We start from the raw sequence: 22,934 nt of genomic DNA, 5'->3' as shown, positions 1-22,934 counted from the left end.
CAGTTCATCTCTCTCCTTGTATTCGGTTGGTCGCGTAGTTTGGACCGTCGCCCTGTGACGCGCGGCAGCCCAGCCTGCAGCACAAGGCGACGGTCCTGTGAATCGGGAAGCCCACCAGCGCCGATCCACCACACCCTTTCTCAGGATGCAGAGGGCAGATGCCCACGGCCTTGCTTCCACAAACATTGGAGGTGCCTGGCTCAATTGCCCTTGGCGGAGCGGGAACGTCGCTTGCGGCGACGGAGGATGAGCACGAACACCAGCGCGAAGCCGAGCGCGGCCGCGACGGCGGCTGGTTGCTGCTTCACACGTTCGACATCCCGTGACACTTCGCTTTTCACGCGGGCCGGGACGTCGGCCTTTTCGGCGAGTGCGCCCACGGTCGCGGCCAGGGCTTCGCGTTGCGCTTGAACATTCTCGTCGGGCCCGTCTGTGGCAGTGCTCATTTCAGTCCCTTCTTTGCAGTGACGATGTCAGCCTTGACGCTTTCGACGGTCTCTTCCGGAACAGGCGGCGCCGCGGACTTCGCTCGTTTGGCACCCACGAGTGCGGTGATTGCACCTACGGCGATCACGATTGCCGCGATTATCAGAGCTGCAAGCCACGGGTCGAGTGCAGTCGCCAACCCGAGTACTGCTGCCGCAAGCAGTACTCCGAATCCGTACAGCAGAAGCAGAGCGCCCGCGCCGGAGATACCGAGTCCAACACCCAATCGGGTGCTCTTCGTCTTGACTTCGGCTACGGCGTGCGACATCTCGGCGCGTACGAGGTCTGACATCTGCTCGGTTAGGCGTTCGACGAGTTGTACGGTCGAGAGGGAATGCGGGTCTACCGCATCGGCGTCGACAGTTTTCGGCGGAGAGGTGCTGGTAACGGGTGCCCGGGTATCGGATCGCTCGGTCATGGTCGAAATCCCTTCGTTGTCTTCGCCGCCGTGCGTTTCGCGAAGCTCGCGACCGGCGGCGATGTCTTGTGCGTGTTGACGAGCGTTCTTGTCCGAAACGCTGGTGTCCCGCGGAGGCAAGCGGAGGAATTCTTCGGCTTCGATCCCGGCCTGCAGTTGCCGGCCGCGTTCGAGTTCCGCATCAACCTCCGCTCCGAACAACAACGCGAGGTTGGTGATCCACAACCAGAGGAGGAAGATGACCGCCCCGGCCAACGAACCGTAAGTCTTGTTGTAACTACCGAAATTGCTCACGTAAAAAGCGAATCCGACTGAAGCCACGATCCACACTGCAATAGCGAGTGCTGCTCCGACACTGATCCACCGAAATTTCGGCTGCTTCACATTGGGAGTCACGTAGTACAGCACGGCCACGGCCAGCGTCACACAGATCAGAATGACGGGCCACTTCGCAATGTTCCAGGTTGTCACGGCGCCGTCGCCGATTCCCAACTGATCGCCCAGCGCTTTGGCAACGGGGCCGCTGACGACGAGCATCAGGATTACCGCAGCAACCAACAGAAGGCCGGCGAGGGTGACGGCCAGTTGCAGAGGACGAAGTTTCCATACGGGTCTGCCTTCGTCCACCTCGTACATGCGGTTCATCGCACGCCCGAACGCGCCGACATAACCGGAGGCTGACCACAATGCGCCCGCGAGGCCGACTATCAAGGCGAAACCGGCTGTGGGGGCCGCCACGAGCTGCTCGACGGTGCCACGCATCGTGTCCACAGCCGAGTCCGGGCCGACAGCGGCGACCAACTCCATCACCGTGTCGACGCTGGCACGTCCCTGGCCGACAACGCCCAACAGGGATACGAGTGCCAGGAGTGCCGGGAACAGTGACAGCACAGCATAATACGTCAGTGCCGCTGCTAGATCTGTGCATTGATCGCGCGTGAACTCGCGGGCCGAGCGCCGCGCTACGAACTTCCACGACTGTGCCGTCAGATCGGTCGGGTCGGAAGGCTTGTGCGGGTCGTCCGCATCAACCGTGTGTGTCGCCATGCTCGGGTTGCTACCCCGTTGGTCCGCTGTCGAAACTCAGTCGTGAGCAGTCTCGGTTTTGTACTCTTCTCGGTCGAGGACAGCGAGCGCCGCGAGTAGCCCGCGGCTGGACAAGATTATCGAAGGCGCGGCGGCCGTTGTGACTTTTCCCTGCTGCAACAGTTTTTCGAGTTCCTCCAACCTCCGCCGGGCGAGAGGCAAAGTCGTGACCGCGTGATCGTCGGTGGGATCGTGTACCGGACCTTTTCCCGCATCGGCAAATGCTCCGGCCATCGCTTCGAGCAAGTCGGACACGGCGCCTTGCAAGGTCTCGTTCTCGGCGAAATCGCTGTCCTCGACGGCGAGGATCAGCGCCATGAGATGTAACGTCGCTCGGTCGAGTGCTTCGGCGGCGGGACGAAACAGATCGGAGCCACCGACGCGCAACCAACCGCGCTTGCGAAAATTTCCGACCAGGCTGGCTTCACCTTCCATCACTGCGGCGTGCGCAGCGACGGACTTGTTCACCGAGAGGGCCCGTCGACGCCAGATATCGCTAGCTCCAGCACCGCTTTTCACGTCCTCGGCCATTTGTCGGAGAATGCCTGAGACCTCATGCGTGCGCGAGACCAAAAGGTCTCTGGCATCGGAGAGATGGTCGGGCGGGACCAACACGGCATTGACAGCGATGCCCACGAACACTCCGACCACCACGTCGCCTATGCGGTGCATGACGAGGTACGGATTGGTCGCGGTTCCGTACAGAAGGACCAGTACGGCGGTGACGGCCACCCAGATCCCGTCAGGTGAAAGCCGCGGAATGCGGCCGACGAGTATTCCTGCACCCGTTGCGAGGGCCAACGCGGCAACGGTCGGGAGGGTCACCGCTGCAATGGCGGCCACAACCACACCGAGGACGACCACGCTCACCTGGCGGGCGGCTACCCGCATCGAGTTGCGCACCGTGTTCCCGATGATGAAGAGTGCAGCATACGGGGCGAGAAATGCTTCAGGACTGTGAAAGACGCTGTTCGCGATCACCCAGGCGATGACGACGGCTACTGCGCCTTTGAGAGCTGTGACCAGGCCTATGCTTTCACATCGCCGGATCAGGGGATGCTCGAGAATTCCTTGCTCCTTAGCCTTCTACGGTTGTCCGACACTTCGTCCGAACAAAATCTTGTCCGCGGTTACCGGCAACTCGCGTACTCGCACGCCGGTAGCATCGTAGATCGCATTGACCACTGCGGCTGCAGCCCCGACGATCCCGATCTCGCCGGCACCCCGCGATCCCATCGGATTGACATGTGTGTCGACCTCGTCGAGCCAAAAGGCTTCGATGTCTTGCACATCCGCGTTTGTGCTGATGTGGTAGTTCGCCAAGTCGTGAGTCATCACGTGGCCGAATCTGTTGTCCCGGAAGCTTTCCTCGTGCAACGCCATCGACAATCCCATTGTCATTCCGCCGATGAGTTGCGAGCGAAGCGTTTTCGCATTGATTGCACGTCCGATCGAGAACACACCGAGCATCCGGGGGATCCTGATCTCGCCGGTGTCGCGATGGACACGGGTCTCTACGAAGTGAGCACCGAACGAATGCATGGAGTAATCGTCCTCATCCGGATTCTTCGGCGTTTCAGTTGTCGTCTCCGCGCCGGCATTGGGAGTTGAACCGTGTTCCGCGCGGAACTGGCGGGCAGCAGCAACGATGGTAGAGCCCCATGACGAGATGCCGGCGGATCCACCGGCAACTGTCGCGAAAGGAAGCTTGGTATCGCCGATTTCGAGCCGAACTTCCTCGATACGGCATCCGAGAGCATCGGCGGCGATCTGCGTCAGAGCTGTCCAGGTTCCCGTACCGATGTCGGCCGCGCCGATCTGTACGGTGTAGATTCGATCGGTTCCGAAGACGATGCGCGCTTTCGAACCGGGGTTCGTCATTGCCGGATAGGTTGCCGCCGCCATGCCGGTGCCCACCATCCAGTCGCCGTCCAGGTTGCGTCCACCGCGTCGGCTCCGATTCTCCCAACCGAATCTTTCCGCACCTTCTCTCATGCATTCAATCAAATGTCTTCCCGACCATGCTTTTCCGTTCTCGGGATCGACTTCGGGTTCGTTGCGGACGCGAAGTTCGATCGGGTCGAGGCCGAGGGCTACGGCAAGCTCGTCCATTGCTACCTCGACCGCGTACATTCCCGGAGTCTCGCCCGGGGCGCGCATCCAGAACGGGACTGCAACATCGAGGGCCGCAACTCGGTGCGAGGTAGAGCGATTGGGCGTGGCGTACATGATCCTGGTGGCAACAGCAGTCTGTTCCGCGTATTCCTTGATCTTCGACGTTTGTTCGATGACGTCGTGGGTCATTGCCGTCAGACGGCCGTGGGTGTTTGCGCCGAGGCGAATGTGTTGGATCGTGGATGTGCGGTATCCGACGATCGCGAACATCTGCTGCCGCGTGAGCGCGAACTTGACCGGTCGCCCCGCCGTCCTACGGGCAGCGAGAATCGCTAATACGTTGTGCGCGTGTGGTGATCCCTTCGAACCGAAGCCTCCGCCGACGTGTGGCGCCACGACACGCATCTGATCGAGTTCGAGCCCGAACATCGGTGCCAGAGTCTCGCGAACGACGTGGACTCCTTGGGTGGAGTCGTACAGGGTGACGCTTGGACGTCCGTCCTGGGCGCCATCCTTCCAGATTGCGATGCAGGCGTGCGGTTCCATGGGATTGTTGTGTTCGAGTGGGGTGGTGTAGGTCTGGTCGATTGTCACTTCCGCATCCGTGAAGGCGGACTCGATATCGCCGGTAGTTGTGTCGGTCGGGAAGCCGTTGACATCCTCCGGGGCATAAAGGTCGTCGCGATCGGATCGCAACTCGGAGTCATGCGGGAGTTCGTCGTACTTGACTTGCACCAATCCCGCGGCATGACGGGCTGTCTCGGGTGTTTCGGCAATCACAGCACCGATGAATTGTCCGCGGAAGTGGACGGCTGGGTCCTGGAGCACGGACAGCTCTCGATCTTCGGTATCCGCCAAGTGTGGGGCATCGAAGACGGTGATCACGGCGATCACGCCCTGAAGTGCCTCTGCCAGTTCCGTTTTCATGCTGACGACGCGGCCACGCGCAACCGTCGCCTGTACGGCGTGCAGGTAGGTGGGATTCTCCACGGGATGCTCGAATGCGTAGAGCGCAGAGCCGGTGACCTTCGCGTATCCGTCGACGCGCTCGATCGGATTTCCCAGGTAGCTCGGTTCGATCATCTTCATTTCGCGGACCTTCCCGCGGTGAGTGACCGCAGAACCGAAACCATGACGCCGCGTGTCAAAGGAATCTTGAAAGCATTGCCCGACTGTGGTTTCGCGTCCGCTAGTTCTGCATCTGCCGCCCGTATGAAGACTTCCTCGGTCGGCGGAGATCCGAGCAGGACCTCTTCCGCTTTGTAGGCGCGCCAGGGACGGTGCGCCACGCCTCCGAGAGCGATTCGGGCTCCGGTGACAATATCGTTTTCGAGTTCGATCTCGGCGGCGGCCGAAACCAGAGCGAAAGCGAACGAGGCGCGATCACGTGTCTTGAGGTACGTCGACAGCGCCGCCGGGGCGGGCACGGGCAGCTCGACTGCAACGATCAACTGGTTTGGGGCCAGGGCGGTGTCGCGCTCTGGTGAGTCGCCAGGGAGACGGTAAAACTCCGTAATCGGAATGCGGTGCTCGCCGCTCTCGTCTCGGACGACAATGACGGCGTCCAGTGCAGCCAGTGCGACTGCCATGTCCGACGGATGAACGGCAATACATTGGTCGGAGGCCCCCAGGATCGCGTGGTAGCGCACGTAGCCTCCGATGGCAGAGCAACCCGATCCGGGTTCTCGCTTGTTACACGGAGTTGTCACGTCCTGGAAGTAGACGCACCTGGTTGCCTGCATCAGGTTGCCTGCAGTGGTCGCCGCATTGCGTATCTGCCCTGATGCTCCGGACAAGAGGGCACGCGCAAGCACTGCGTATCGGCTACGGATGACGGGGTGGGCTGCGAGATCGGTGTTTCGGACTGTCGCTCCGATACGGACCCCTCCATCCGAACGCACTTCCACACCGGCGAGGGGCAACCGACTCACGTCGATCACCATCCGCGGGTTGACCACGCCGAGTTTCATGCGGTCGACCAGGTTCGTACCCCCTGCCAAAAAGGCGGCATCGGGATTTTCAGACATCAGGGTCAACGCGCCGTCGACGTCCTCGGCGCGTCGGTACTCGAACGGCATCATGACTGCGCCGCCTGGCGAATTGCTGCGACGATGTTGCCGTATGCAGCGCAGCGACAGAGATTCCCGCTCATGCGTTCTCGAATCTCGGCGTCGTCCAGATCCGGGTCGACGTCGAGGTCCTGCGTGACATGACTGGGTTGTCCGGCCTTCACTTCGTCGAGCATTCCCACTGCCGAGCACACCTGCCCTGGAGTGCAGTACCCGCACTGGAGCGCATCCTGGTCGAGAAAGGCTTGCTGCACGGCATGTAGGCCGTCGTGATCCGACAGACCGCTCGCCGTGGTGATCTGTGCGCCGTCCTGCGCTACTGCGAACGTCAGGCATGTGACAGCGCGCCGCCCGTCGAGAAGGACCGTGCACGATCCGCACTGTCCGTGGTCACAGCCCTTCTTCGGGGACATCACGCCGAGACGATCCCGCAGCGCGTCGAGCAGCGTGGTTCGGGTGTCGACAGTCAGGGTGCGGCTACTGCCGTCCACGGTCAACATGATCTCGGCATCGATTCGCGAAGACTCCATGACGAGCACCTACCCCGCTCAGGATTACTCAAACGGGCAGCGCGCGATCTGACGATGCAATGTTTGTCAGATCGCGTGCAGGGTAGGGCCACTGTCTACGAATACGCATAGGTGCGAATCCGCAACGAAACTGGAGGAACAACGTGCCAGGTGACAAGAGCGGCCCCAGCGAAGGCATCAAAGGCGTCGTCGAAGACGTCAAGGGTAAGGCCAAGGAAGCTGTCGGTGCGGTGTCCGGAAACGACAGCATGACTCGCGAAGGACGCGCCCAGCAACCCGTACCAGGCGCTCCAGCCCCGGAGACTCCGGACCTGGCCGAGCCGGTCAAGCCGCGCCGCCCGTTGCCGCCCAAAGATGATCAGCGGCAACCCGAGGTGCGCACCGTTGCGGGCGCAGAGGGGAAGGTCAAGGGAACCGGCCGTTCGCAGCGGGGTGAATATCTCACCACCGCAACAGGTACGAGGCTCTACGAGACCGATCATTCGCTCACGGCGGGGGAGCGGGGACCGACCCTCCTTCAAGATCACCATCTGCGTGAGAAGATCACGCACTTCGACCACGAGCGGATTCCGGAGCGCGTAGTCCACGCAAGAGGAGCGGCCGCCCACGGCACGTTCCTCGCGAACGGAGCAGCTGAAGGCATCTGCAAAGCAGCTGTGTTCGCCTCCGGTGCCAGAACACCGGTATTCGTAAGATTCTCGACCGTGCTGGGTTCTCGCGGCTCGGCAGACACGGTGCGGGACACACGCGGCTTTTCCACCAAGTTCTACACCGATGAAGGTGTTTTCGACCTGGTAGGCAACAACATTCCGGTCTTCTTCATTCAAGACGGAATCAAGTTCCCCGACATCATTCACGCCGCGAAGCCTCACCCTGACCGAGAGATCCCGCAGGCCCAGAGCGCTCACGACACGTTCTGGGACTTTGTGTCTCTCCACACCGAGTCCACCGCTCACACGTTGTGGAACATGTCCGATCGAGGCATCCCTCGTTCGTATCGCATGATGGAAGGCTTTGGCGTCCACACGTTTCGACTCGTGAACCCCGACGGTGAAACGAATTTGGTCAAGTTTCACTGGAAGCCGGCGGCCGGTGTCCACTCTCTGGTGTGGGAGGAAGCTCAGATCGCCGGTGGTGTAGATCCGGACTTCCATCGTCGCGATCTCGCCGATGCCATCGAAGCAGGCGCGTATCCCTCTTGGGATCTCGGCGTGCAGGTGTTTCCGGATACCGAGGACGAAATGTTCGAGGGCATCGACCTGTTGGACCCCACGAAGCTCATCCCGGAGGAGATCGCACCGGTTCAAATCATCGGGACGATGACTCTCGACGCCAATCCCACCAACTTCTTCGCCGAGACCGAGCAGGTCGCGTTTCATCCGGGACACTTGGTACCTGGCATCGATATCACCAACGATCCTCTCCTGCAAGCACGTCTGTTCTCGTACCTCGATACTCAGATCACGCGTCTGGGCGGCCCCAACTTCGATCAGATTCCGATCAACCGTCCGCATGTGCCCGTCAATGACATGCTTCGTGACGGATTTCATCAGGACGGAGTACACAGCGGCGTAGCGCCATACCATCCCAATTCGCTCGACGGGGGTTGCCCGTTCCTGGCCTCACCGAACAGCGCCGCTTACATCGAAGTGCCCGAGGAAGTTTCAGGACGCAAGGTACGTCAAGCGCCTGCGACGTTCGACGATCACTTCTCGCAGGCACGCCTGTTCTATCGCAGTCTGTCTCCGATCGAGCAGGAGCACGTCGCGGGGGCATACACCTTCGAGCTGGGAAAGTGCTTCGAAGAGAACATCAAGACGCGAACCCTGGGCGTCTTGGCGAACATCGACCCAGGCCTCGCCGCCACGGTCGCGAGCGGTCTGGGCCTTCCGACGCCGGAACCCTCAGAGTCGCTGGAAGATCCGGAGCCGAGTCCGGCACTCTCACAAGTGGGCGCGGAATGGCCGGTCGACGGCAGGATTATCGCTCTGGCAGTCGACGAGAACTCCGATCTCGACACCGTCGCCGCAGTGCGCGGCCAAATTGTCGACGCTGGAATGGTGCCGCTCGTTCTCGGTCCGCACGGAGGGACGATCGGGGACGGCGACAACGCTGTAACGGTGCAGAGAACATATTTGACGGCGCGTTCGATCGAGTTCGACGCCATCTTGCTCAGCGGTGACGTGTCGAGGATCGGCGAAGGCAAATTGGATCCTCGCGTCGAGACGCTTCTCAACGAGATGTATCGACACAGTAAGGCAATCGGCGGTTGGGGTGAGAGTGCGAGTGCTCTTGCTGCTGCAGGTATCGACGAGTCTGCACTCGGTGTCGTCGTCGACGCGGATGCCGAGGCTGCTCTGGCCGCAGTCACTCAACTCTTGAAGACGCACCGCGTGTGGGGGCGTTTCGAGGTCCCGCTGACTGCTTGACGGATGTCTCCCGGCCATAGTTGTTCCCGGCCGTCTGCCCGGGGAGTCGACCGAATGCTCGCGAATGGTTTGCTCCCTGGGTAGTCCGGCGGCACAGTGCTCACACCGTGTCAGCCCCGGCGGCGCGTCATTACTCACCCTGTTCTGCCGCAAACGATCGCTTAGAGGCCGCGAGGACATTCTCATCCGCGCGGGGTGATGTGCACCGACCGTGTCCAGACAAAGCTGCGTGTTGACGATGTGTCGGATTCGCGTTGACGGGAGTTGAGTCGATGGGTAATTCTCGTTGGACGAACTTGGCGAACGCGCCCCTCGAGGGTGGTTATCCAACGGCAGAGGCAGCCACGGCGCTACGTGAAGAGATGGTCTTCCAACGCGGAGTGCAGCTATACGAGTGGGCGCTACCTGCGGTGGCGTTGGAGTCGATGCGTCTGGCGTGCGGGTCGAGATTCGGTTTCGGCTGCACGACGCTGACGAGTTGGAGGCGAATCGGCGCGGAGGCGTTGGCGGTGACGTCGAATCCGGATGTCAGTTACGCCTTCGCGTGGCTGGATTTGAAGCAAGACGGTCCGACGGTGATCGAAGCAGCACCGCATCTGCAAGGGTTGGTCGATGACGCGTGGCAGCGTCCGGTCACCGACATCGGACTTGCGGGCCCCGATCAGGGTGCGGGTGGAAAATACTTGATCGTGCCGCCGGGACACACCGATCCGCTTCCTGACGGCTACTTCGTATGCCACTCCCGCACCTTCCGAGTGCTGGTTTTTCTGCGAGGATTCTTCACTCCCGAAGATCCAGATGCGGGGCTGGCGCAGATCAACGCCACCAGCATCTATCCGCTCTCGGGGCTCGCCTCGCCGCCACCGATGAACCGTGTCGACGCCGCCGGTGTTGCCATCGACATGCTTCCACCTGCCGACCACACCTACTTCACGATGCTTGCGGAGATCCTCGATTACGAGCCGGCCGATCGGGAAGACTTCACGATGCGTGGACTTGCCGCTACCGTCGGCGTCGTAGCGGGGAGGCAGTTCGCGCCCGATCCGACTGTGTCGACGATTCTCGACGCGGCCGCGTCAGTCGGTGAAAAGTACGGTGCGACTGTCTCGTTCAACCCGAGTGATCATCTTCGGGTATGGCCGGAGCGACGTTGGACCAGCAACATGATTCCCGGCCCTCACGTCACTGCCGATCCCGAATTCAACACGGCGACGTATCAGGACTTCGACGAGCGTCTGACCTTCTTCTACTCGGCGTTCTCCACATCAGACGCAATGTTCCTGGCGATGCCAGGCAAAGGCGCGCAATACGCAGGTGCGTTCTTCGATGTTGCGGGAGACCGGCCGATGGGCGAGAACGTGTACAGCCTGCACATCCCTGCAGACGTGCCGGTCGTGAATTACTGGTCGCTGGTTCTCTACGACACCGTAACCCGTTGTCTGATCGACAACGGTGCGGGATCGCCCTCGATCGCCTCGAATCAGAATCTCACACTGAATGCAGATGGTTCTGCTGATTTGCATTTCGGGCCCGAAGCACCCGCCGACGGTAAAAACTGGATCAAAACGGTGCCGGGGCGCGGATGGTTCGCCGCGCTACGTCTGTACGGTCCGACACAGGCCTTCTTCGATCGGCGATGGACACCAGGCGATATCACCAGAACGAACTGAATTTTGGTGGAGCGCGAGGTGCCATCACCGACTCATAGTGGTTTCGACGCGGGTGCTACGTGTAGGCGAGGGCAGCGAAATGCCAAATAGACAATCCTTCAGGCGCTGACAGAATCTAGGAGACTGCCAAGTCGTCCGGAAATCAGTGCTTCGGACTCTGCGACAATACGGTCCACCAATACACCCACGGTGGGGACGTCGTGAATCAGTCCTTGCACAGTCCCGGCGGTCCAGATGCCCACCTCCGGGTCGCCGCTGTCAAACACCGCTCGGCCTCGCGCACCGGCCACAAGATGTCGGATATCTTCGAATTTGCCACCACTGGAGAGAATTTCGACAACTTCTCCGCTGATGCTGTTGCGTGCTACGCGAGCGGTATTGCGCAGTGACCTGAAAATCAATTCGGTGTCGACCTCGGAGGCCGCGACTATCGCATCCTTGATGTTGCGGTGAATCGGAGACTCCTCGGTACACATGAACCGAGTGCCCATGTTGATGCCGTCGGCGCCGAGCGCGAGGGCAGCCACCAATCCTCGCGCATCGGCAAATCCACCGGACGCGATCATGGGAATGCTGATGCGCTCAGCTGCTGCAGCGATGAGTACGAGACCCGGTACGTCGTCTTCTCCTGGATGTCCGGCGCATTCGAACCCGTCGATGCTGATGCCGTCGACGCCGAGGGCCTGGGCTTTGACCGCGTGTCGGACGCTGGTGCACTTGTGGAGCACCTTGATGCCTGCACCGTGAAAGTGTGGCAGATGGGGCGCAGGAGACGAGCCGGCCGTCTCGACGACTTTCACTCCGCAGTCGATGATCACGTTCCGGTACTCGTCGTAGGGCGGGGGCGTGATCGTGGGGAGGATTGTGAGATTGACTCCGAACGGTTGGTCGGTGAGCTCGCGCGTTCGGGATATTTCTCGGGCAAGATCGTCAGGTGTTGGCTGTGTCAGAGCAGTGAGCATGCCCAGCGCGCCGGCGTTTGCAACTGCCGCTACGAGTTCTGCTCTCCCCACCCATTGCATGCCGCCCTGCACGATGGGGTGACGAACTCCGAACGCCTCGGTAAATGCGGTGGTCAGCACTGGACATCTCCTCGATGGTGCATTGCTATCTATTTGTCAGTTAAGTTGGTGCCAAGTCAATTTCGAACCGCACGGCGCATTCAGCGCGTCGATGTTGCCCACTCGTTCAAGGCCGGAACCTGTGAAAGTTCAGTTCGTGCCATCGGAGGTTCGGCGCGATAGGGCATGGCAGGCGTCAAGTATTGTTCGCCACGTTCGTTGGTGCCGGGGACGAAGGTACGGTTCGCAACCACATCGTCGGCGCAGATCACCTGGTCGTAGTCACGCACAAGCGCGGCAACCACTCCGGCCGCAGTGAGATGCTCTACCGCTTCAGCGGCGCTACGGTGGCACAGCTGCTTCTCGATCGTGGCGACGAGGTCAACGCGGTTTTCCACGCGCAGCGCGTTGGTGGTAAACCTCGGGTCGTCGGCCAACTCGGGTAGGTCGATCGCCTTGCACAGTTCGATCCATGCGCGCGGTTGGTATCCGCTGATCACCAGATCGCCGTCGACGGCACGAAAGACGTCTGCCGCAGGTGCGACGCTTGGTTGCCCGTTCCCTTTGCGAGTCATAGGCTTTCCTGACACCTGCCACTCGATCCAGTTGGCGGTCTGCAAGTGGATTGCGACGTCGAGCAGGGAAACTCGGACGGAGGATCCCTTGCCGGTGCGCTCCCGTCGCAGTAGCGCTGCCAGTACCGCTTGAGCGACGACGTAGCTCGTTGCATGATCTATGACCGGTGCGCCCACACGTTGCGGTGGGCCGTCAGCCTCGCCCGTCACCGACATCAAACCACTCTCCGCTTGCGCGGCGATGTCGAGCCCGGCGCGGGTCGCGGACGGGCCTTCCGCCCCGTACCCGCTCACCGAGACGCTGATGATTTCTGGTCGCAGGCGTTGGAGTTCGGTAGAAGAGAATCCCAATCGATCAAGGGTTCCCGGGCGCAGATTGTGCAGCAAGATGTCGCTCGACGCGATCAGGTCCCGAGCTCGCTGCAGATCGGCGGAGTCCTTGAGGTCGAGGCAGATTGAACGCTTTCCTCGGTTGTACCCGTAGAAGATGCCACGCGCGTAGTCGGCGTCGATTTGTCGGGCTGGTTCACCGCCTGGAGGCTCGAGCTTGATGACCTCGGCGCCGAGGTCGGACAACTGCTGCCCGGCGCTGGGTATTGCGATCAGCTGACCGATCTCCACTACCCGGACACCTGCCAACGGCAGGTCTATTTCGTCGGTCATCGAATGATCTCCACATGAGGCGAAGTGACATCCTCAGCAGGCTCCAGGCAGCGCGCCAACAGAATTCCTTCGGTGTGGTTGCAGGGGTTCAGCCGGTTTCTGTCGCCTTCTGCTCCCCCGATTCGGATCGTCACGGTTCCATCGTCATTGCGCTCGAAGTGTGCGTCGTTGAGGTTGACGGTATGGTCGCGGTACTCGAAGGACTCGAACCAGTGGTTGTACAGCATCACTCCGAAGTAGGTGCAGTCCGGGATGGTGAATGTAATGTCGACGGCAGTAGCGTCTTTCAGCGACCACCACCCGGCAACGTACTGGTTGGAGCTGGTGCCGTAGAAGTCTCCCCAACCTCGTTGCTCCGAGGTCACGCGAATCTCGTTGGGCGACTGACTGAGTGTTTCGATGAGCTGAAGACTGCGTCGGAGGCTGACGTCCATACCCCGGGCAAGTTTCGTGAGACGTTGGACCAGCCATGCCGTATCGAGATCGGGGCGTGCACCAGGCGGCGGGCCGAGGCGCTCGATGTGGAGCACGGGATCGATCTCCGCGCTCCGCGTCTTGTGGTACACACGAACCACTACGTCGAAGCAGCGCTCGTCCAGCCGAATGCCGTTGCGCCCCTCAAGTTCTTGTGCGACGAAGATCTCGAAGTTGCCGTCGGCGTCGCACACCTTGTCGTCGATGACGATGTTGTCGGCGACCCTGTCGGTCCCAGACGCGCCCACACGATTGGCGAGGACGGCGACGTAGGGCACTGTGCCACGGTTACCGTGAATTCGATACGTCTCTTTGGGGTCGATCATCGCAGTCCAGTAGTCGACGTCGATGCCGTCTCCCCAGAACTTTCGCATCGGTGACATCAGAGTGAAGAGTTCAGGTCGGAGCACGTCTTGGCGTTCGATATTCATCTCGGCGAGGTAGCCGAACAGGCGAAGTGCGTGCCGCACACCTTCGGCGCTGTCCAGCGGCGATCCGGTGGCGGCAGCTGTCGAACCAAATGTGGCAAGGCTGTCGGTGACCGTGGACCATGCCTCTGTGAGCTGCCGGCGATCGAGCTGAGACTCGGATTGGGTTGCCTGGTCGGCGAGTTCTGTCATCGTTTCTTCTCTTTCGGTAGTTGTCGAACTGGTGTGTATGGCGTTCGGTCAGCAGAGCGGGTCGAAAGGTACGTCTGCGTCGGTCTTGCCCGAGGTCTGGTTGTTCACCCATGTGACGTTCTGTGTCCATCGGTGGGGTGAAATTTCGACCGGCCAGAGGTTCTTCTGAGAAGCCCACACCTCGGTGGCTTTGTCGGCAGGAACATTCATTCGCTCGGTGAGAAGTTCAGCTCCTGCTTGCTCGTTCGCGGGGTCGGCAATCCACCGTGCGGCGGCTTTGAGCGCAGCACAAACGGGGGCGGCGGCACCGGATTCAGCGAATGTCGCGGTCGTGACGAGCACGGTGCCCAAGCCGTATGAGCTCACGCCGTCAGAGTCCACTGGGTCTACTTCTGTAATCGGTGTCATCGGTATTCCTTGAGCATCGAATACGGCTTGGCTGGCAGCGGTGAGAACGGCGGCATCGATGTCGCCCTTTCGTGCGAGTGGTATCTGACTCGCTGTCGGTGCCGCTGCGATGAATTGCACCGTGGAGGCGTCGATGTTTCTCTCTGCGAGAAGCTGATTGACGAATTGCTCGGCCGCACCGCCACGTGACGGTATGGCGATCCGCTTACCGGGTAAGTCGTCGACGGTGGTGATGCCGCTGTCTTTCGTTACGGCGATGGCAAGATCGATCGACCCGAAGGGGGACAGCGGACGCAGTCTCTGCCCTTGCTCTATAGCCGGCACGACGGTGCCGGGTGCACCGACTGCGAGGTCGGTCGTACCGCCGATGAGACCGCTGATGAGCTCGGGCCCGTTCTTTCCGTCGATGAGTTCGACGTCGAGGCCTTCCTTGTCGAACATTCCTTGTTGGGCGGCGACGTAGACAGGCAGGGACAGTGCGCTCGCGGGGTAGACCCCGATGGCGACGCTACCGTCGTTCGCGCGACCTCCCCCTCCGCATGCGGAGAGCAGTAGGGCCGCTGCGATGACGGTGCCGACGAAAGGTCGAAGTTTCATGGATTTCCTGCTCCTTGATGGCTGGGCGCATCAATAGTCGAGCTGAGTTGGCTGGGCGCATCAGTAGTCGAGCTGAGTTGGCCGGGCATATCAGTGGTCGAGCTGACCGCGCAGCCGGTTGAAGATTTCGATGTATCGAGGTTCGGCGGTGAGGGTTTCGAGTTCGCGGGGACGTTCGATGTCAATGGAGACGTCGTCGATCACTCGGCCGGCCCCGAGCAGGAGAACGCGGTCGGACAGACAGATGGCCTCACCGAGGTCGTGGGTTACGAAGATGACCGTCCGGCCGACCTCTGACTGCCAAAGCTCGAGGAATTCGCGCTGTACTTCGACGCGGGTTTGCGCATCGAGGGCGGCAAACGGCTCGTCCATCAACAAGATGTCCGGATCCAGAGCCCACGTCCGGGCCAACGCGACACGCTGGCGCATCCCTTGGGACAGCTGCCAAGTCCACAGCTGTGAGGCCTCGGACATTTGAACGGCAGCAAGCCAGCGCGCTGATTGAGTTCGTCTCTCCGCCTTGGGCACTCCCCTCAATTCGAGACCGTACTCCACGTTCTTCCGCGCTGTTCGCCACGGGAACAGGGCATCGCGGGCCATCATGAAGCCCATCCGGGAGCGAGCCTCGAATGGTGTTGTGCCGAGGACCTCGGTCTTGCCTTCCGTCGCGTCCACCAATCCAGCGAGCGCGTTGAGCAGAGTGGTCTTTCCGCAACCGCTCCTGCCGACCAAGCTCACGAACTGTCCGCGAGGGATGGTGAGGTCGAGATTGTCGACCACTGTCTTCGCCGACCCGTCGGGCGAGGGGAAGGATATCGTCAGTCCGTCGAGTTGGACGGCGGGTGTAATCACGTTGGTATCCATGATGATTCCTGTCATCGTCGAGCCGGGGGCTGCCACCGAAGGAGGTAGCGCTCAGCGAAATTCATGACCTGGTTGAGGACGACTGCGACGATTGCGAGAAGGATCAGGATCGCGTAAACGGCTTCCATTCGGAACTGGGCCGAGTAGATCGACACAAGCTGGCCCAGCCCGTCCCGCGAAGAGATCAGTTCCGAACCCACCACGCCGAGTAGCGAGTAGATCAGCCCCAATCGAAGACCGGCAAAAATGCCGGGGGTCGCGACGGGGAGAAGAATGTGCCAAAACACCTGCGTCTTACTGGCATTCAGGACAGTGGAAAGTCGGAGCCACTCGTCGTCGACCGACTTCACACCGGCTCGTGCGCTCGAACACACGATGAAGAAGACAAGTGTGAATGCGAGAGCGACCTTCGCCGTCATCGTGATCCCGAAAATGACGATAAGCAGAGGCGCCAGCGCAAGACGTGGCATGGCATTCGCAGCATCCAAGAACGGACTCATGATGCGTTCGAGGGTCGGGAGCAGGCCGAGCGAGAGTCCTACCGCCACGCCGACGGCACTCGCAAGGATCCAGGCGATCACGACTGCAGTCATCGTGGCGCGCAAGTTGGACGAGATCTCACCCGAATTCACCGCTGCGGTGAAGTAGCTCCACGCTTCTCCTGGCGTTTTGGCCAGAACCGGCTCGATCCAACCTCGTGATGCGACCAGCTGCCACGCTCCGAGTAAGACCAAAAGCAACGCGAACTGGGCCAGTCGCACCACGATGGTGAGTCGAGTGCCCGTGCGACGCTGTCGAGCGGGCTTCGGCTCAGAGCGTTCCCGCCCCGCAGCGTTGGGTGACATAGTGCCGGATGACGCACTCGTGGAGATGGTTTCGGTCATTTCCGTGCCACCTCCCGAGTGCTCACAGGCGGCGATGGGTGCTCGACAAAAGCAGACGTATGCGTCTCGTCGAATCTCCCCGGGTTGTTGCTCACTGCATTCATATGTGAAGCAGATCACGCGATTATTCTTCCCGTCTACGCCACATTTGAGAGGTATGCCATAGGGTTTCCCTATGGCTTGCCGGCGCGGAACCGAGCGAGCACGCAGACTTCTACAGAGACGGGAGCCCCCAATGGACCGACGTCACCTGGAATACTTTCTCGCCCTTGCTGATCGCGGCAGCATTTCGGCTGCTGCTCGCGGACTTGGAGTGAGCCAGCCGACCATCTCGGAGGCTTTGGTCAGAATGGAGAACGATTGCGGGCTGACGCTCGTCCGGCGCGGCTCGCGGGGAGTCACTTTGACCGACGCCGGACGTGCCCTCACTGGTCCGGCGGCCCAAGTGCTTCGGGCGTATCGGGATCTGGATCACGCTTTACATCCATCGAACGTGGTGGAGCGTGGGCGGCTGACGGTCGTGTGCCCGCGGACATTGGCGCGTGATCCAGCGGCCACAGCCCTGGGCGCGTTCAAAAGTAAGTTTCCGAATGTTGCGGTGACGATGCTCAGCAACGACACCGACGGAATCGGAATGGTGGTCGCCTCGGGTCAGGCTGACGTAGGCATCGGGGTGGACGAGGTGTTCGACGAAGGTGTTGAACGTATCCTTCTCGGCCGGCAACGAATCGTGGCGCTGGTGCCGGCTGCCCGAAGTACAGGCGAGGGAGTAGCTGAGTTGACGGATCTGTTGCGCGTCGGCTTGATCACCAGTCCGCGTGGTGATGTGACTCGGCGACTACTGGCAGAACGCCTCGGCGAGGGCACCGTGGACGAAGCGGTGGTTGCGGAGACAATCTCTGCGGCCTCGATGATTCCACTAGTACGCGCGGGAGTCGGAGTCGCATTCCTTCCCGAATCCGTCGCCGACACCGTCGGAGAAGGCGTGGTGCTGTGTCGTACTCGGCCCCCGCTCAGTCGAGATGTGTGGATGCTTCACGGTTCGACGCCATCGCCTGCGGCACAAGCGTTCATCGAGACGACTACTCGCTTACGTGACGAAGGCGGACTGGGGAATGCCGAATGAGCAACTTCGGAGAGTCTCCGGCGCCACGAATCGATCCGCGGCAACTTCAGGACTTCCTTGCGGTCGTCGAACACGGCAGTATCACGGCGGCAGCGGCGTACCGATTCACGGGAACATCGAGCGTCTCTCAATCAATTGCGCGACTCGAAAGGCGCGTCGGCGGAAAGCTTTTCAACCGCGGGCGGGCAGGGGCGACGCTGACTGCGCGCGGACGGAATTTCATCGATCCCGCACGCGATGCGCTGGCCGCGCTCGACAGGCTGGTGGTTGAGAGCGAGTTTGCGCTGTCGGCATTCCCCCACCTCAGTGTCGCCACGACAGCGAGCCTTGCGGACGATCCCACCGCGGTACTGCTCGGAGCGCTGCGTACAAAGGTGCCGAACCTGAGAATCACCATCTCAGATCCGCCTGGGTCATCGGTGGCCGATGCGATTCACCCAGTCATGGCCGGCACAGCTGACGTGGCAATAATGGAGTCGCCGCCTGCCGGTGTCCCGGGGACGCGAATGGTGCGCCTGCCGGACCACCACTTGCGGCTCGTCTGCCCGCCTGGCACTCGAGCCCCGGCTGACGGGGTATTCATCGGCGAAGACCTCATGCGTATCGGTCTGGTCGTCGCACCGCGGTTCGAGACATCCGACGTCTATCGCCACTTGCGTTCGATCGAACCGCGGATCGACCACGCCTTCGTGATGAGGTCACAGCACCGCGATGCGTTCGCGGATTTCGCGTTCGAAGGGATCGGTGCTGTCATCCTCGAACTCGCCAGTGCTGAGCGCGCATCCGCACGCGGTTGCACTGTGGGTGAGATATTCGAACTGCCACCGCGGAAGATCGCAGCCGTAGCAAAGGAAGGCCAGAACACCCAGATCGTCGAACATTTCTTACGGCTGTGCGCCGAGCAATCCGCGTGCGAGCCGTAGGCGGAGGCGATTTCGGCCTTGGGTTGCGGGTATTCGCGACCACCGACGGGCTACCGAGAACGACGATTTTGTTCACAGACACAACACTTCTCGGATTATCGGTTTCCTCGAACAAAGCCGGCGCTTCGCCTCCCAGTGAACATGTAATACGCGTCACTTCGAATCAACTTCGAAAGGTTGACCTTCATGCGAAAATCTCTGAAATGTTTCGCGAATGCTGCAGCGACGGTTGCGCTGTGCGCGACACTCGGACTCACAGGCGCGACCGGAGCGGCGTCGGCCGATACGCCCGGCATTCCGAGCGTCGGGCACAACTGGGCGAGTACAGGGCCGTACACACCGAGTGTCTCGATCGGGCTGGTGCACACTCTGTACTACCCCCGTCAGCTCGGCGCGCGCGGTGAGAAGCACCCGGTTGTGATCTGGGGGAACGGGACCGGCGTGCTCCCCGGTGCATACACTTCCTTGTTACGTCACTACGCGAGCCACGGATTCATCGTGGTCGCCGCCAACACCCCGGCAAGCAACTTCGCCGTCACCATGCGGTCGGGAATCGACCTCATCGCGGACAAGGCAGCCAGCCCGTCGAGCGTCTTCTTCGGCAAAGTGGACCTGGAACACATTGGTGCGGTGGGGCACTCGCAAGGCGGGTCTGCAGCGATCAATGCCGCGATCGACGACCGCGTCGACACCGCTGTCGCGATCCAGCCTGGGCCGCTCAACGATGTCGACCTCATCGACGAGCCAGTTCTCTATCTCGCTGGTCAGGCCGACGCAATCGTTTGGCCGGCGATCGTGCGGGCGATGTACGAGGACGCCGACCACGTGCCCGCCGAGTATCTGGAACTGCGGGGCGCCACGCACTTCGGTACGGCGATCACCGGTGGGGATATGCGCGGACCGAGCACGGCGTGGCTGCGGTACTGGCTACTCGACGATCCGAACGCCCGCACCGAGTTCTTCGGAGCGAGCTGCGGATACTGCACTGACACCCAGCAGTTCTCGGACTTCGACCGCAACGATCTGGCCCTGCAGATCCCAGGCTGACGGTCAGCCTCGTCGAGTTATTCGGAGATGAACAGCCGCTTCAGCGGGGTCGGCGGGGATCTGAACATCAGATGACGACGTAGCCGTACATTCGTTCGCCCTGAGCCACAGCTCTGGCAGCCAGTTCGGCGAAGGCGGTCAGGAACGGCGCTGATTCTTCCGACGGTTCACTCGTCTCGTCGATCGCCCAGGCCGCAGCAGCAGTGGCGACACCCTCAGTGTTCAATTCCGCTAGTGCATCACGTAATTCGTCGGAAACAGCGAGCACGAGGGTGTCGCCGTCCTCGCTCATTGCGACGAGTGTCCCGCGGCGTGGGCCTTTTGCAACCTCGTCGTAGGGGCGACCGGTGAGAGAGGCCTCGAGCCGGCCGAGCGAGACGGCCGGATCGACGCCCTTCGCCTGCAGAATGGGAGTCCCGCTCGCGGCCAACTGAATCCGCGGTCGGGTGGCGACGTCCGGAGAGGTTCGATAGAGGGCTTCGTTGGCCTCGATCACTGCCGGATCCAGGTCGACGAGTCCTTCGAGCGCAGCAGCGGCGTGCTCATCCGAGGGTGCCGTGAAGTAGTCGGTGATGGCGGACATGGCGCGATCATTCCACACACGATGTGCACCAATGTCCCGGAGTCCTTCCGCGACTGGATTGATCGCCGTCAGGCAGGGCTTTTGTGTGCTTCCTCGATGGCCTTCGCGAAATGGCGAAGGCGGGGGCATTCGAGATCGGTACGCCACACGAGACCCAAGGCGGATTCGGGTAATCCATTGATCGGTACGAATCTGATGTCCGAGCGCTGACTGTAGGCGGCCGTCGCGGCGCACAGGATGAGGCCGACTTGACCGAATGCGACCTGAGACAGGCCTTCCTGAACGGTGCTCGCGCCACCCTGCGTGGGAACCTTGGCTCCGCTCGGCGTCGTGTTCGGGGAATTCACGCGCTGCCAATAGCCAGGGGCGGGTCCGGCGATGGGCACCAGGCATATCTGCGCTAACTGCTCGGCGTCGATCACGTCCAGTTCGCTGAACGGGTGATGGACTGAGACGGCCAGCGTCTGGGCCTGTCGAGAAAAGACGAGCCCGGTTGTCAGCTCGGGTTCTTCCACGGGGAGAAGGGCCACCGCCGCATCGATTCGCCCGGCGAGTACGTCACTGAACGGATCACCCAGCGGTAGTTCCTTGATGGTCACGCATGTTTGCGGATGCTGTTTCTCGAAACGAGAGACGGCCGTCGCGATCGAATCGTAAATTGCTCCTTGGAAACCCACCCGAAGCGGTGTCGGTATGTTGCGCGCCTTCGTTTGAGCGTCCTCGATAACTCCGACGAGTGCTCTGTGGGCGGGAGCCAACGACTCGAGAAATTCGGTGCCGAATTCAGTCAGCTGCACGCGGCGACTGGTCCGCGCTACCAGGCTTGTGCCGATACGACGTTCCAATGCGCTGATCAGTTGACTGACCCGGCTCTGGGAGATGAACAGCCGTTCTCCGGTGCGACCGAAGTGCAGTTCTTCAGCGAGAACGAGGAAGCACTCGATCTCACGCATCGGAGGCTCCGACATGCTTCACCCCGATCCTGGACTCATTCGACCACTCCATCATGGCTCATCGATGAATTGAGCTAATGGTTGGATGAGCGATTCGCCGTTGATCCGGTGACCTGCGAGGGCTTCTCTGGTTACATGCCCCACTCTGCATCCGCACAGAACAGCGCTGCGCCCACTTCCTCCACCCGCGCACACAGCGTCGAGAACCACTGGGCTGCCGTCGCCCTGATCGCAGCGTCCACATTCATCGTTGTCGCGGCGGAGATGATGCCCGTCGGACTTCTTACCCCTATCGGTGCCAGCCTGGTGGAGAGCGAAGGCACCATCGGGCTCTCGCTGGCCATCACCGGATTGGTGGCAGCGGCCACCGCGCCGTTCGTGCCCGTAGTGACCCGCCGCTTCGATCGTCGGTCGACGCTCGTCGTCTTGATGCTGTTGGTCGCAGCGGCGAATGCCCTCACGGCCCTTGCGCCCAGCTTCGCTGTCCTCGCTGTGGCTCGCGTCCTGCTCGGAGTGAGCATGGGCGGAGTTTGGGCACTCGCCGCAAGCCTGGCTCCGAGGTTGGTGGAGACCAGATCTGTCGGGTTGGCGACCACGATCATCTTCAGCGGAATCGCTGTCGCCTCAGTTCTCGGTGTTCCGGCCGGGACGTACATCGGGGCAGCGGCCGGGTGGAGCGTGGCATTCTGGACTCTCAGCTGCGCAGCGACGCTGATCGCGCTCGCCATGTTCGCTGTCCTGCCCACGATGCCTGCTGATCAAGCCCTGTCGCTCGGCAGTCTCGTGGAGGCTTTTCGGAACCCGGGAGTCCGGGTCGGAATCGCGATTACCGCTCTCCTCATCACCGCTCATTTCGCGGCCTACACCTATGTGCGTCCGGGGCTGGAGTTCTTCGCAGGGTTGAACGCTTCGCAGGTCGGCACGATGCTCCTGATCTACGGTGCATTCGGTGTCGTCGGCAACTTCATCGCCGGGCCGTCCGCCGCCAAGTCCCCGAAGATGGTGGTCGTCATCCTCAGCGTGGGAATAGCGTTGACACTCGCCCTGTTTCCGATCTCGGCTGCTACCTTGATCGCCGCCGCTTTGCTCATGGCGGCTTGGGGCCTCTTCTACGGTGGTGTGTCCGTGAGTACCCAGACATGGATCGCGCATGCAGCTCCCGCCCACCGAGAGGCTGCATCCGCACTCTGGGTCTCAGTCTTCAACGTAAGTATCGCCCTCGGCGCGTTCGCCGGCGGACGCATTCATGACCACGCCGGTTCCCAGTCGGTCTTCTGGATCGCAGCGGTAATCGCTGCTCTCGCAATCTTTCTCGCGACGGTCCGCAAACCCGTAGCGGGCATGAACTGACAA

Annotated in this window: 20 protein-coding genes; 6 read left to right on the top strand and 14 right to left on the bottom strand. The window is 61.4% G+C overall.

Going from position 1 to position 22,934, the window contains the following annotated elements; translation table 11 throughout:
* Positions 1–200: 200 nt before the first annotated feature.
* Genes ACFQ6H_RS14270 through ACFQ6H_RS14245 form a run of 6 tightly spaced genes read right to left on the bottom strand, consistent with a single transcriptional unit; the run spans position 201 to position 6,704 of the window.
* Positions 201–446, bottom strand: a complete 246-nt coding sequence (locus tag ACFQ6H_RS14270) for a DUF3618 domain-containing protein (RefSeq protein ID WP_047272412.1) — start codon at positions 444–446, stop codon at positions 201–203.
* Positions 443–1,951 carry a YhjD/YihY/BrkB family envelope integrity protein gene (locus ACFQ6H_RS14265; protein ID WP_378646770.1) on the bottom strand — a complete coding sequence of 503 codons (1,509 nt, stop codon included), beginning with the start codon at positions 1,949–1,951 and terminating at the stop codon, positions 443–445. Before ACFQ6H_RS14265 ends, ACFQ6H_RS14270 begins: the two co-directional genes overlap by 4 nt.
* A gap of 36 nt (positions 1,952–1,987) precedes the next feature.
* Complete coding sequence (locus tag ACFQ6H_RS14260) at positions 1,988–3,016, bottom strand: FUSC family protein (RefSeq protein ID WP_378646858.1); 1,029 nt, start codon at positions 3,014–3,016, stop codon at positions 1,988–1,990.
* A 60-nt stretch (positions 3,017–3,076) separates the two neighbouring features.
* The gene (locus ACFQ6H_RS14255) at positions 3,077–5,194 is read right to left on the bottom strand and encodes a xanthine dehydrogenase family protein molybdopterin-binding subunit (protein WP_378646768.1); all 2,118 of its coding nucleotides are present in this window, start codon (positions 5,192–5,194) and stop codon (positions 3,077–3,079) included.
* On the bottom strand, positions 5,191–6,186 hold the full coding sequence (locus ACFQ6H_RS14250; RefSeq protein WP_378646766.1) for an FAD binding domain-containing protein: 996 nt from the start codon (positions 6,184–6,186) through the stop codon (positions 5,191–5,193). Before ACFQ6H_RS14250 ends, ACFQ6H_RS14255 begins: the two co-directional genes overlap by 4 nt.
* Entirely contained in the window at positions 6,183–6,704 is a 522-nt protein-coding gene (locus tag ACFQ6H_RS14245) for a 2Fe-2S iron-sulfur cluster-binding protein (protein ID WP_378646765.1), read from the bottom strand. The genes ACFQ6H_RS14250 and ACFQ6H_RS14245 overlap by 4 nt, the downstream gene beginning before the upstream one ends.
* A gap of 248 nt (positions 6,705–6,952) precedes the next feature.
* Here ACFQ6H_RS14245 and ACFQ6H_RS14240 point away from each other — a divergent pair, with 248 nt between their 5' ends.
* Together ACFQ6H_RS14240 and ACFQ6H_RS14235 are read left to right on the top strand one after the other, a co-directional pair.
* Positions 6,953–9,133: a catalase gene (locus ACFQ6H_RS14240; RefSeq protein WP_378646856.1), complete on the top strand. Its 2,181-nt coding sequence runs from the start codon at positions 6,953–6,955 to the stop codon at positions 9,131–9,133.
* Between the two features lie 272 nt (positions 9,134–9,405).
* Entirely contained in the window at positions 9,406–10,803 is a 1,398-nt protein-coding gene (locus ACFQ6H_RS14235) for a DUF1254 domain-containing protein (RefSeq protein WP_378646763.1), read from the top strand.
* Positions 10,804–10,901: 98 nt separating this feature from the next.
* Here ACFQ6H_RS14235 and ACFQ6H_RS14230 read toward each other — a convergent pair whose 3' ends face one another.
* The 6 genes from ACFQ6H_RS14230 to ACFQ6H_RS14205 form a co-directional block, all read right to left on the bottom strand.
* Complete coding sequence (locus ACFQ6H_RS14230) at positions 10,902–11,885, bottom strand: NAD(P)H-dependent flavin oxidoreductase (RefSeq protein WP_378646761.1); 984 nt, start codon at positions 11,883–11,885, stop codon at positions 10,902–10,904.
* Positions 11,886–11,965: 80 nt separating this feature from the next.
* Entirely contained in the window at positions 11,966–13,102 is a 1,137-nt protein-coding gene (locus ACFQ6H_RS14225) for a CaiB/BaiF CoA transferase family protein (protein ID WP_378646759.1), read from the bottom strand.
* Positions 13,099–14,196: a hypothetical protein gene (locus ACFQ6H_RS14220; RefSeq protein ID WP_378646757.1), complete on the bottom strand. Its 1,098-nt coding sequence runs from the start codon at positions 14,194–14,196 to the stop codon at positions 13,099–13,101. Before ACFQ6H_RS14220 ends, ACFQ6H_RS14225 begins: the two co-directional genes overlap by 4 nt.
* Before the next feature lie 48 nt (positions 14,197–14,244).
* Positions 14,245–15,201 carry an ABC transporter substrate-binding protein gene (locus ACFQ6H_RS14215; protein WP_378646755.1) on the bottom strand — a complete coding sequence of 319 codons (957 nt, stop codon included), beginning with the start codon at positions 15,199–15,201 and terminating at the stop codon, positions 14,245–14,247.
* A 90-nt stretch (positions 15,202–15,291) separates the two neighbouring features.
* Positions 15,292–16,065 carry an ABC transporter ATP-binding protein gene (locus tag ACFQ6H_RS14210; protein WP_378530208.1) on the bottom strand — a complete coding sequence of 258 codons (774 nt, stop codon included), beginning with the start codon at positions 16,063–16,065 and terminating at the stop codon, positions 15,292–15,294.
* A gap of 11 nt (positions 16,066–16,076) precedes the next feature.
* Positions 16,077–16,949 carry an ABC transporter permease gene (locus tag ACFQ6H_RS14205; RefSeq protein WP_378646753.1) on the bottom strand — a complete coding sequence of 291 codons (873 nt, stop codon included), beginning with the start codon at positions 16,947–16,949 and terminating at the stop codon, positions 16,077–16,079.
* Positions 16,950–17,184: 235 nt separating this feature from the next.
* Here ACFQ6H_RS14205 and ACFQ6H_RS14200 point away from each other — a divergent pair, with 235 nt between their 5' ends.
* From ACFQ6H_RS14200 to ACFQ6H_RS14190, 3 genes are all read left to right on the top strand, one after another.
* On the top strand, positions 17,185–18,075 hold the full coding sequence (locus ACFQ6H_RS14200) for a LysR family transcriptional regulator (RefSeq protein ID WP_378530212.1): 891 nt from the start codon (positions 17,185–17,187) through the stop codon (positions 18,073–18,075).
* A complete protein-coding gene (locus ACFQ6H_RS14195; protein WP_378646751.1) occupies positions 18,072–18,998 on the top strand; it encodes a LysR family transcriptional regulator in 927 nt (308 codons plus the stop codon). The genes ACFQ6H_RS14200 and ACFQ6H_RS14195 overlap by 4 nt, the downstream gene beginning before the upstream one ends.
* 186 nt (positions 18,999–19,184) lie before the next feature.
* Positions 19,185–20,045, top strand: coding sequence for an alpha/beta hydrolase family protein (locus ACFQ6H_RS14190; RefSeq protein WP_378646749.1), 861 nt, complete (start codon positions 19,185–19,187; stop codon positions 20,043–20,045).
* Between the two features lie 67 nt (positions 20,046–20,112).
* Here ACFQ6H_RS14190 and ACFQ6H_RS14185 read toward each other — a convergent pair whose 3' ends face one another.
* A complete protein-coding gene (locus ACFQ6H_RS14185; protein WP_378541469.1) occupies positions 20,113–20,628 on the bottom strand; it encodes a hypothetical protein in 516 nt (171 codons plus the stop codon).
* Positions 20,629–20,696: 68 nt separating this feature from the next.
* A complete protein-coding gene (locus tag ACFQ6H_RS14180) occupies positions 20,697–21,596 on the bottom strand; it encodes a LysR family transcriptional regulator (RefSeq protein WP_378541471.1) in 900 nt (299 codons plus the stop codon).
* A 120-nt stretch (positions 21,597–21,716) separates the two neighbouring features.
* On the opposite strand from ACFQ6H_RS14180, the gene ACFQ6H_RS14175 reads away from it, so the two are divergent.
* Positions 21,717–22,931, top strand: coding sequence for an MFS transporter (locus ACFQ6H_RS14175; protein WP_378646747.1), 1,215 nt, complete (start codon positions 21,717–21,719; stop codon positions 22,929–22,931).
* Positions 22,932–22,934: the final 3 nt, after the last annotated feature.

It is taken from the genome of Rhodococcus sp. NPDC056506 (assembly GCF_042794945.1).
In the GTDB taxonomy this organism is placed as follows: domain Bacteria; phylum Actinomycetota; class Actinomycetes; order Mycobacteriales; family Mycobacteriaceae; genus Rhodococcus_F.
Note: the sequence above shows the minus strand (reverse complement) of the source record. Positions and strands in the feature narration are given on the sequence as shown.

Excerpts from the sequence above, each read along its gene's own strand:
- ACFQ6H_RS14245 (WP_378646765.1), bottom strand. The coding sequence starts at position 6,704 with ATGGAGTCTTCGCGAATCGATGCCGAGATCATGTTGACCGTGGACGGC.
- ACFQ6H_RS14240 (WP_378646856.1), top strand. The coding sequence starts at position 6,953 with ATGACTCGCGAAGGACGCGCCCAGCAACCCGTACCAGGCGCTCCAGCC.
- ACFQ6H_RS14185 (WP_378541469.1), bottom strand. The coding sequence starts at position 20,628 with ATGTCCGCCATCACCGACTACTTCACGGCACCCTCGGATGAGCACGCC.
- ACFQ6H_RS14190 (WP_378646749.1), top strand. The coding sequence starts at position 19,185 with ATGCGAAAATCTCTGAAATGTTTCGCGAATGCTGCAGCGACGGTTGCG.
- ACFQ6H_RS14200 (WP_378530212.1), top strand. The coding sequence starts at position 17,185 with ATGGACCGACGTCACCTGGAATACTTTCTCGCCCTTGCTGATCGCGGC.
- ACFQ6H_RS14270 (WP_047272412.1), bottom strand. The coding sequence starts at position 446 with ATGAGCACTGCCACAGACGGGCCCGACGAGAATGTTCAAGCGCAACGC.
- ACFQ6H_RS14205 (WP_378646753.1), bottom strand. The coding sequence starts at position 16,949 with ATGACCGAAACCATCTCCACGAGTGCGTCATCCGGCACTATGTCACCC.
- ACFQ6H_RS14255 (WP_378646768.1), bottom strand. The coding sequence starts at position 5,194 with ATGAAGATGATCGAACCGAGCTACCTGGGAAATCCGATCGAGCGCGTC.
- ACFQ6H_RS14180 (WP_378541471.1), bottom strand. The coding sequence starts at position 21,596 with ATGTCGGAGCCTCCGATGCGTGAGATCGAGTGCTTCCTCGTTCTCGCT.
- ACFQ6H_RS14195 (WP_378646751.1), top strand. The coding sequence starts at position 18,072 with ATGAGCAACTTCGGAGAGTCTCCGGCGCCACGAATCGATCCGCGGCAA.
- ACFQ6H_RS14250 (WP_378646766.1), bottom strand. The coding sequence starts at position 6,186 with ATGATGCCGTTCGAGTACCGACGCGCCGAGGACGTCGACGGCGCGTTG.
- ACFQ6H_RS14175 (WP_378646747.1), top strand. The coding sequence starts at position 21,717 with ATGCCCCACTCTGCATCCGCACAGAACAGCGCTGCGCCCACTTCCTCC.
- ACFQ6H_RS14265 (WP_378646770.1), bottom strand. The coding sequence starts at position 1,951 with ATGGCGACACACACGGTTGATGCGGACGACCCGCACAAGCCTTCCGAC.
- ACFQ6H_RS14225 (WP_378646759.1), bottom strand. The coding sequence starts at position 13,102 with ATGACCGACGAAATAGACCTGCCGTTGGCAGGTGTCCGGGTAGTGGAG.
- ACFQ6H_RS14235 (WP_378646763.1), top strand. The coding sequence starts at position 9,406 with ATGGGTAATTCTCGTTGGACGAACTTGGCGAACGCGCCCCTCGAGGGT.
- ACFQ6H_RS14210 (WP_378530208.1), bottom strand. The coding sequence starts at position 16,065 with ATGGATACCAACGTGATTACACCCGCCGTCCAACTCGACGGACTGACG.
- ACFQ6H_RS14215 (WP_378646755.1), bottom strand. The coding sequence starts at position 15,201 with ATGAAACTTCGACCTTTCGTCGGCACCGTCATCGCAGCGGCCCTACTG.
- ACFQ6H_RS14220 (WP_378646757.1), bottom strand. The coding sequence starts at position 14,196 with ATGACAGAACTCGCCGACCAGGCAACCCAATCCGAGTCTCAGCTCGAT.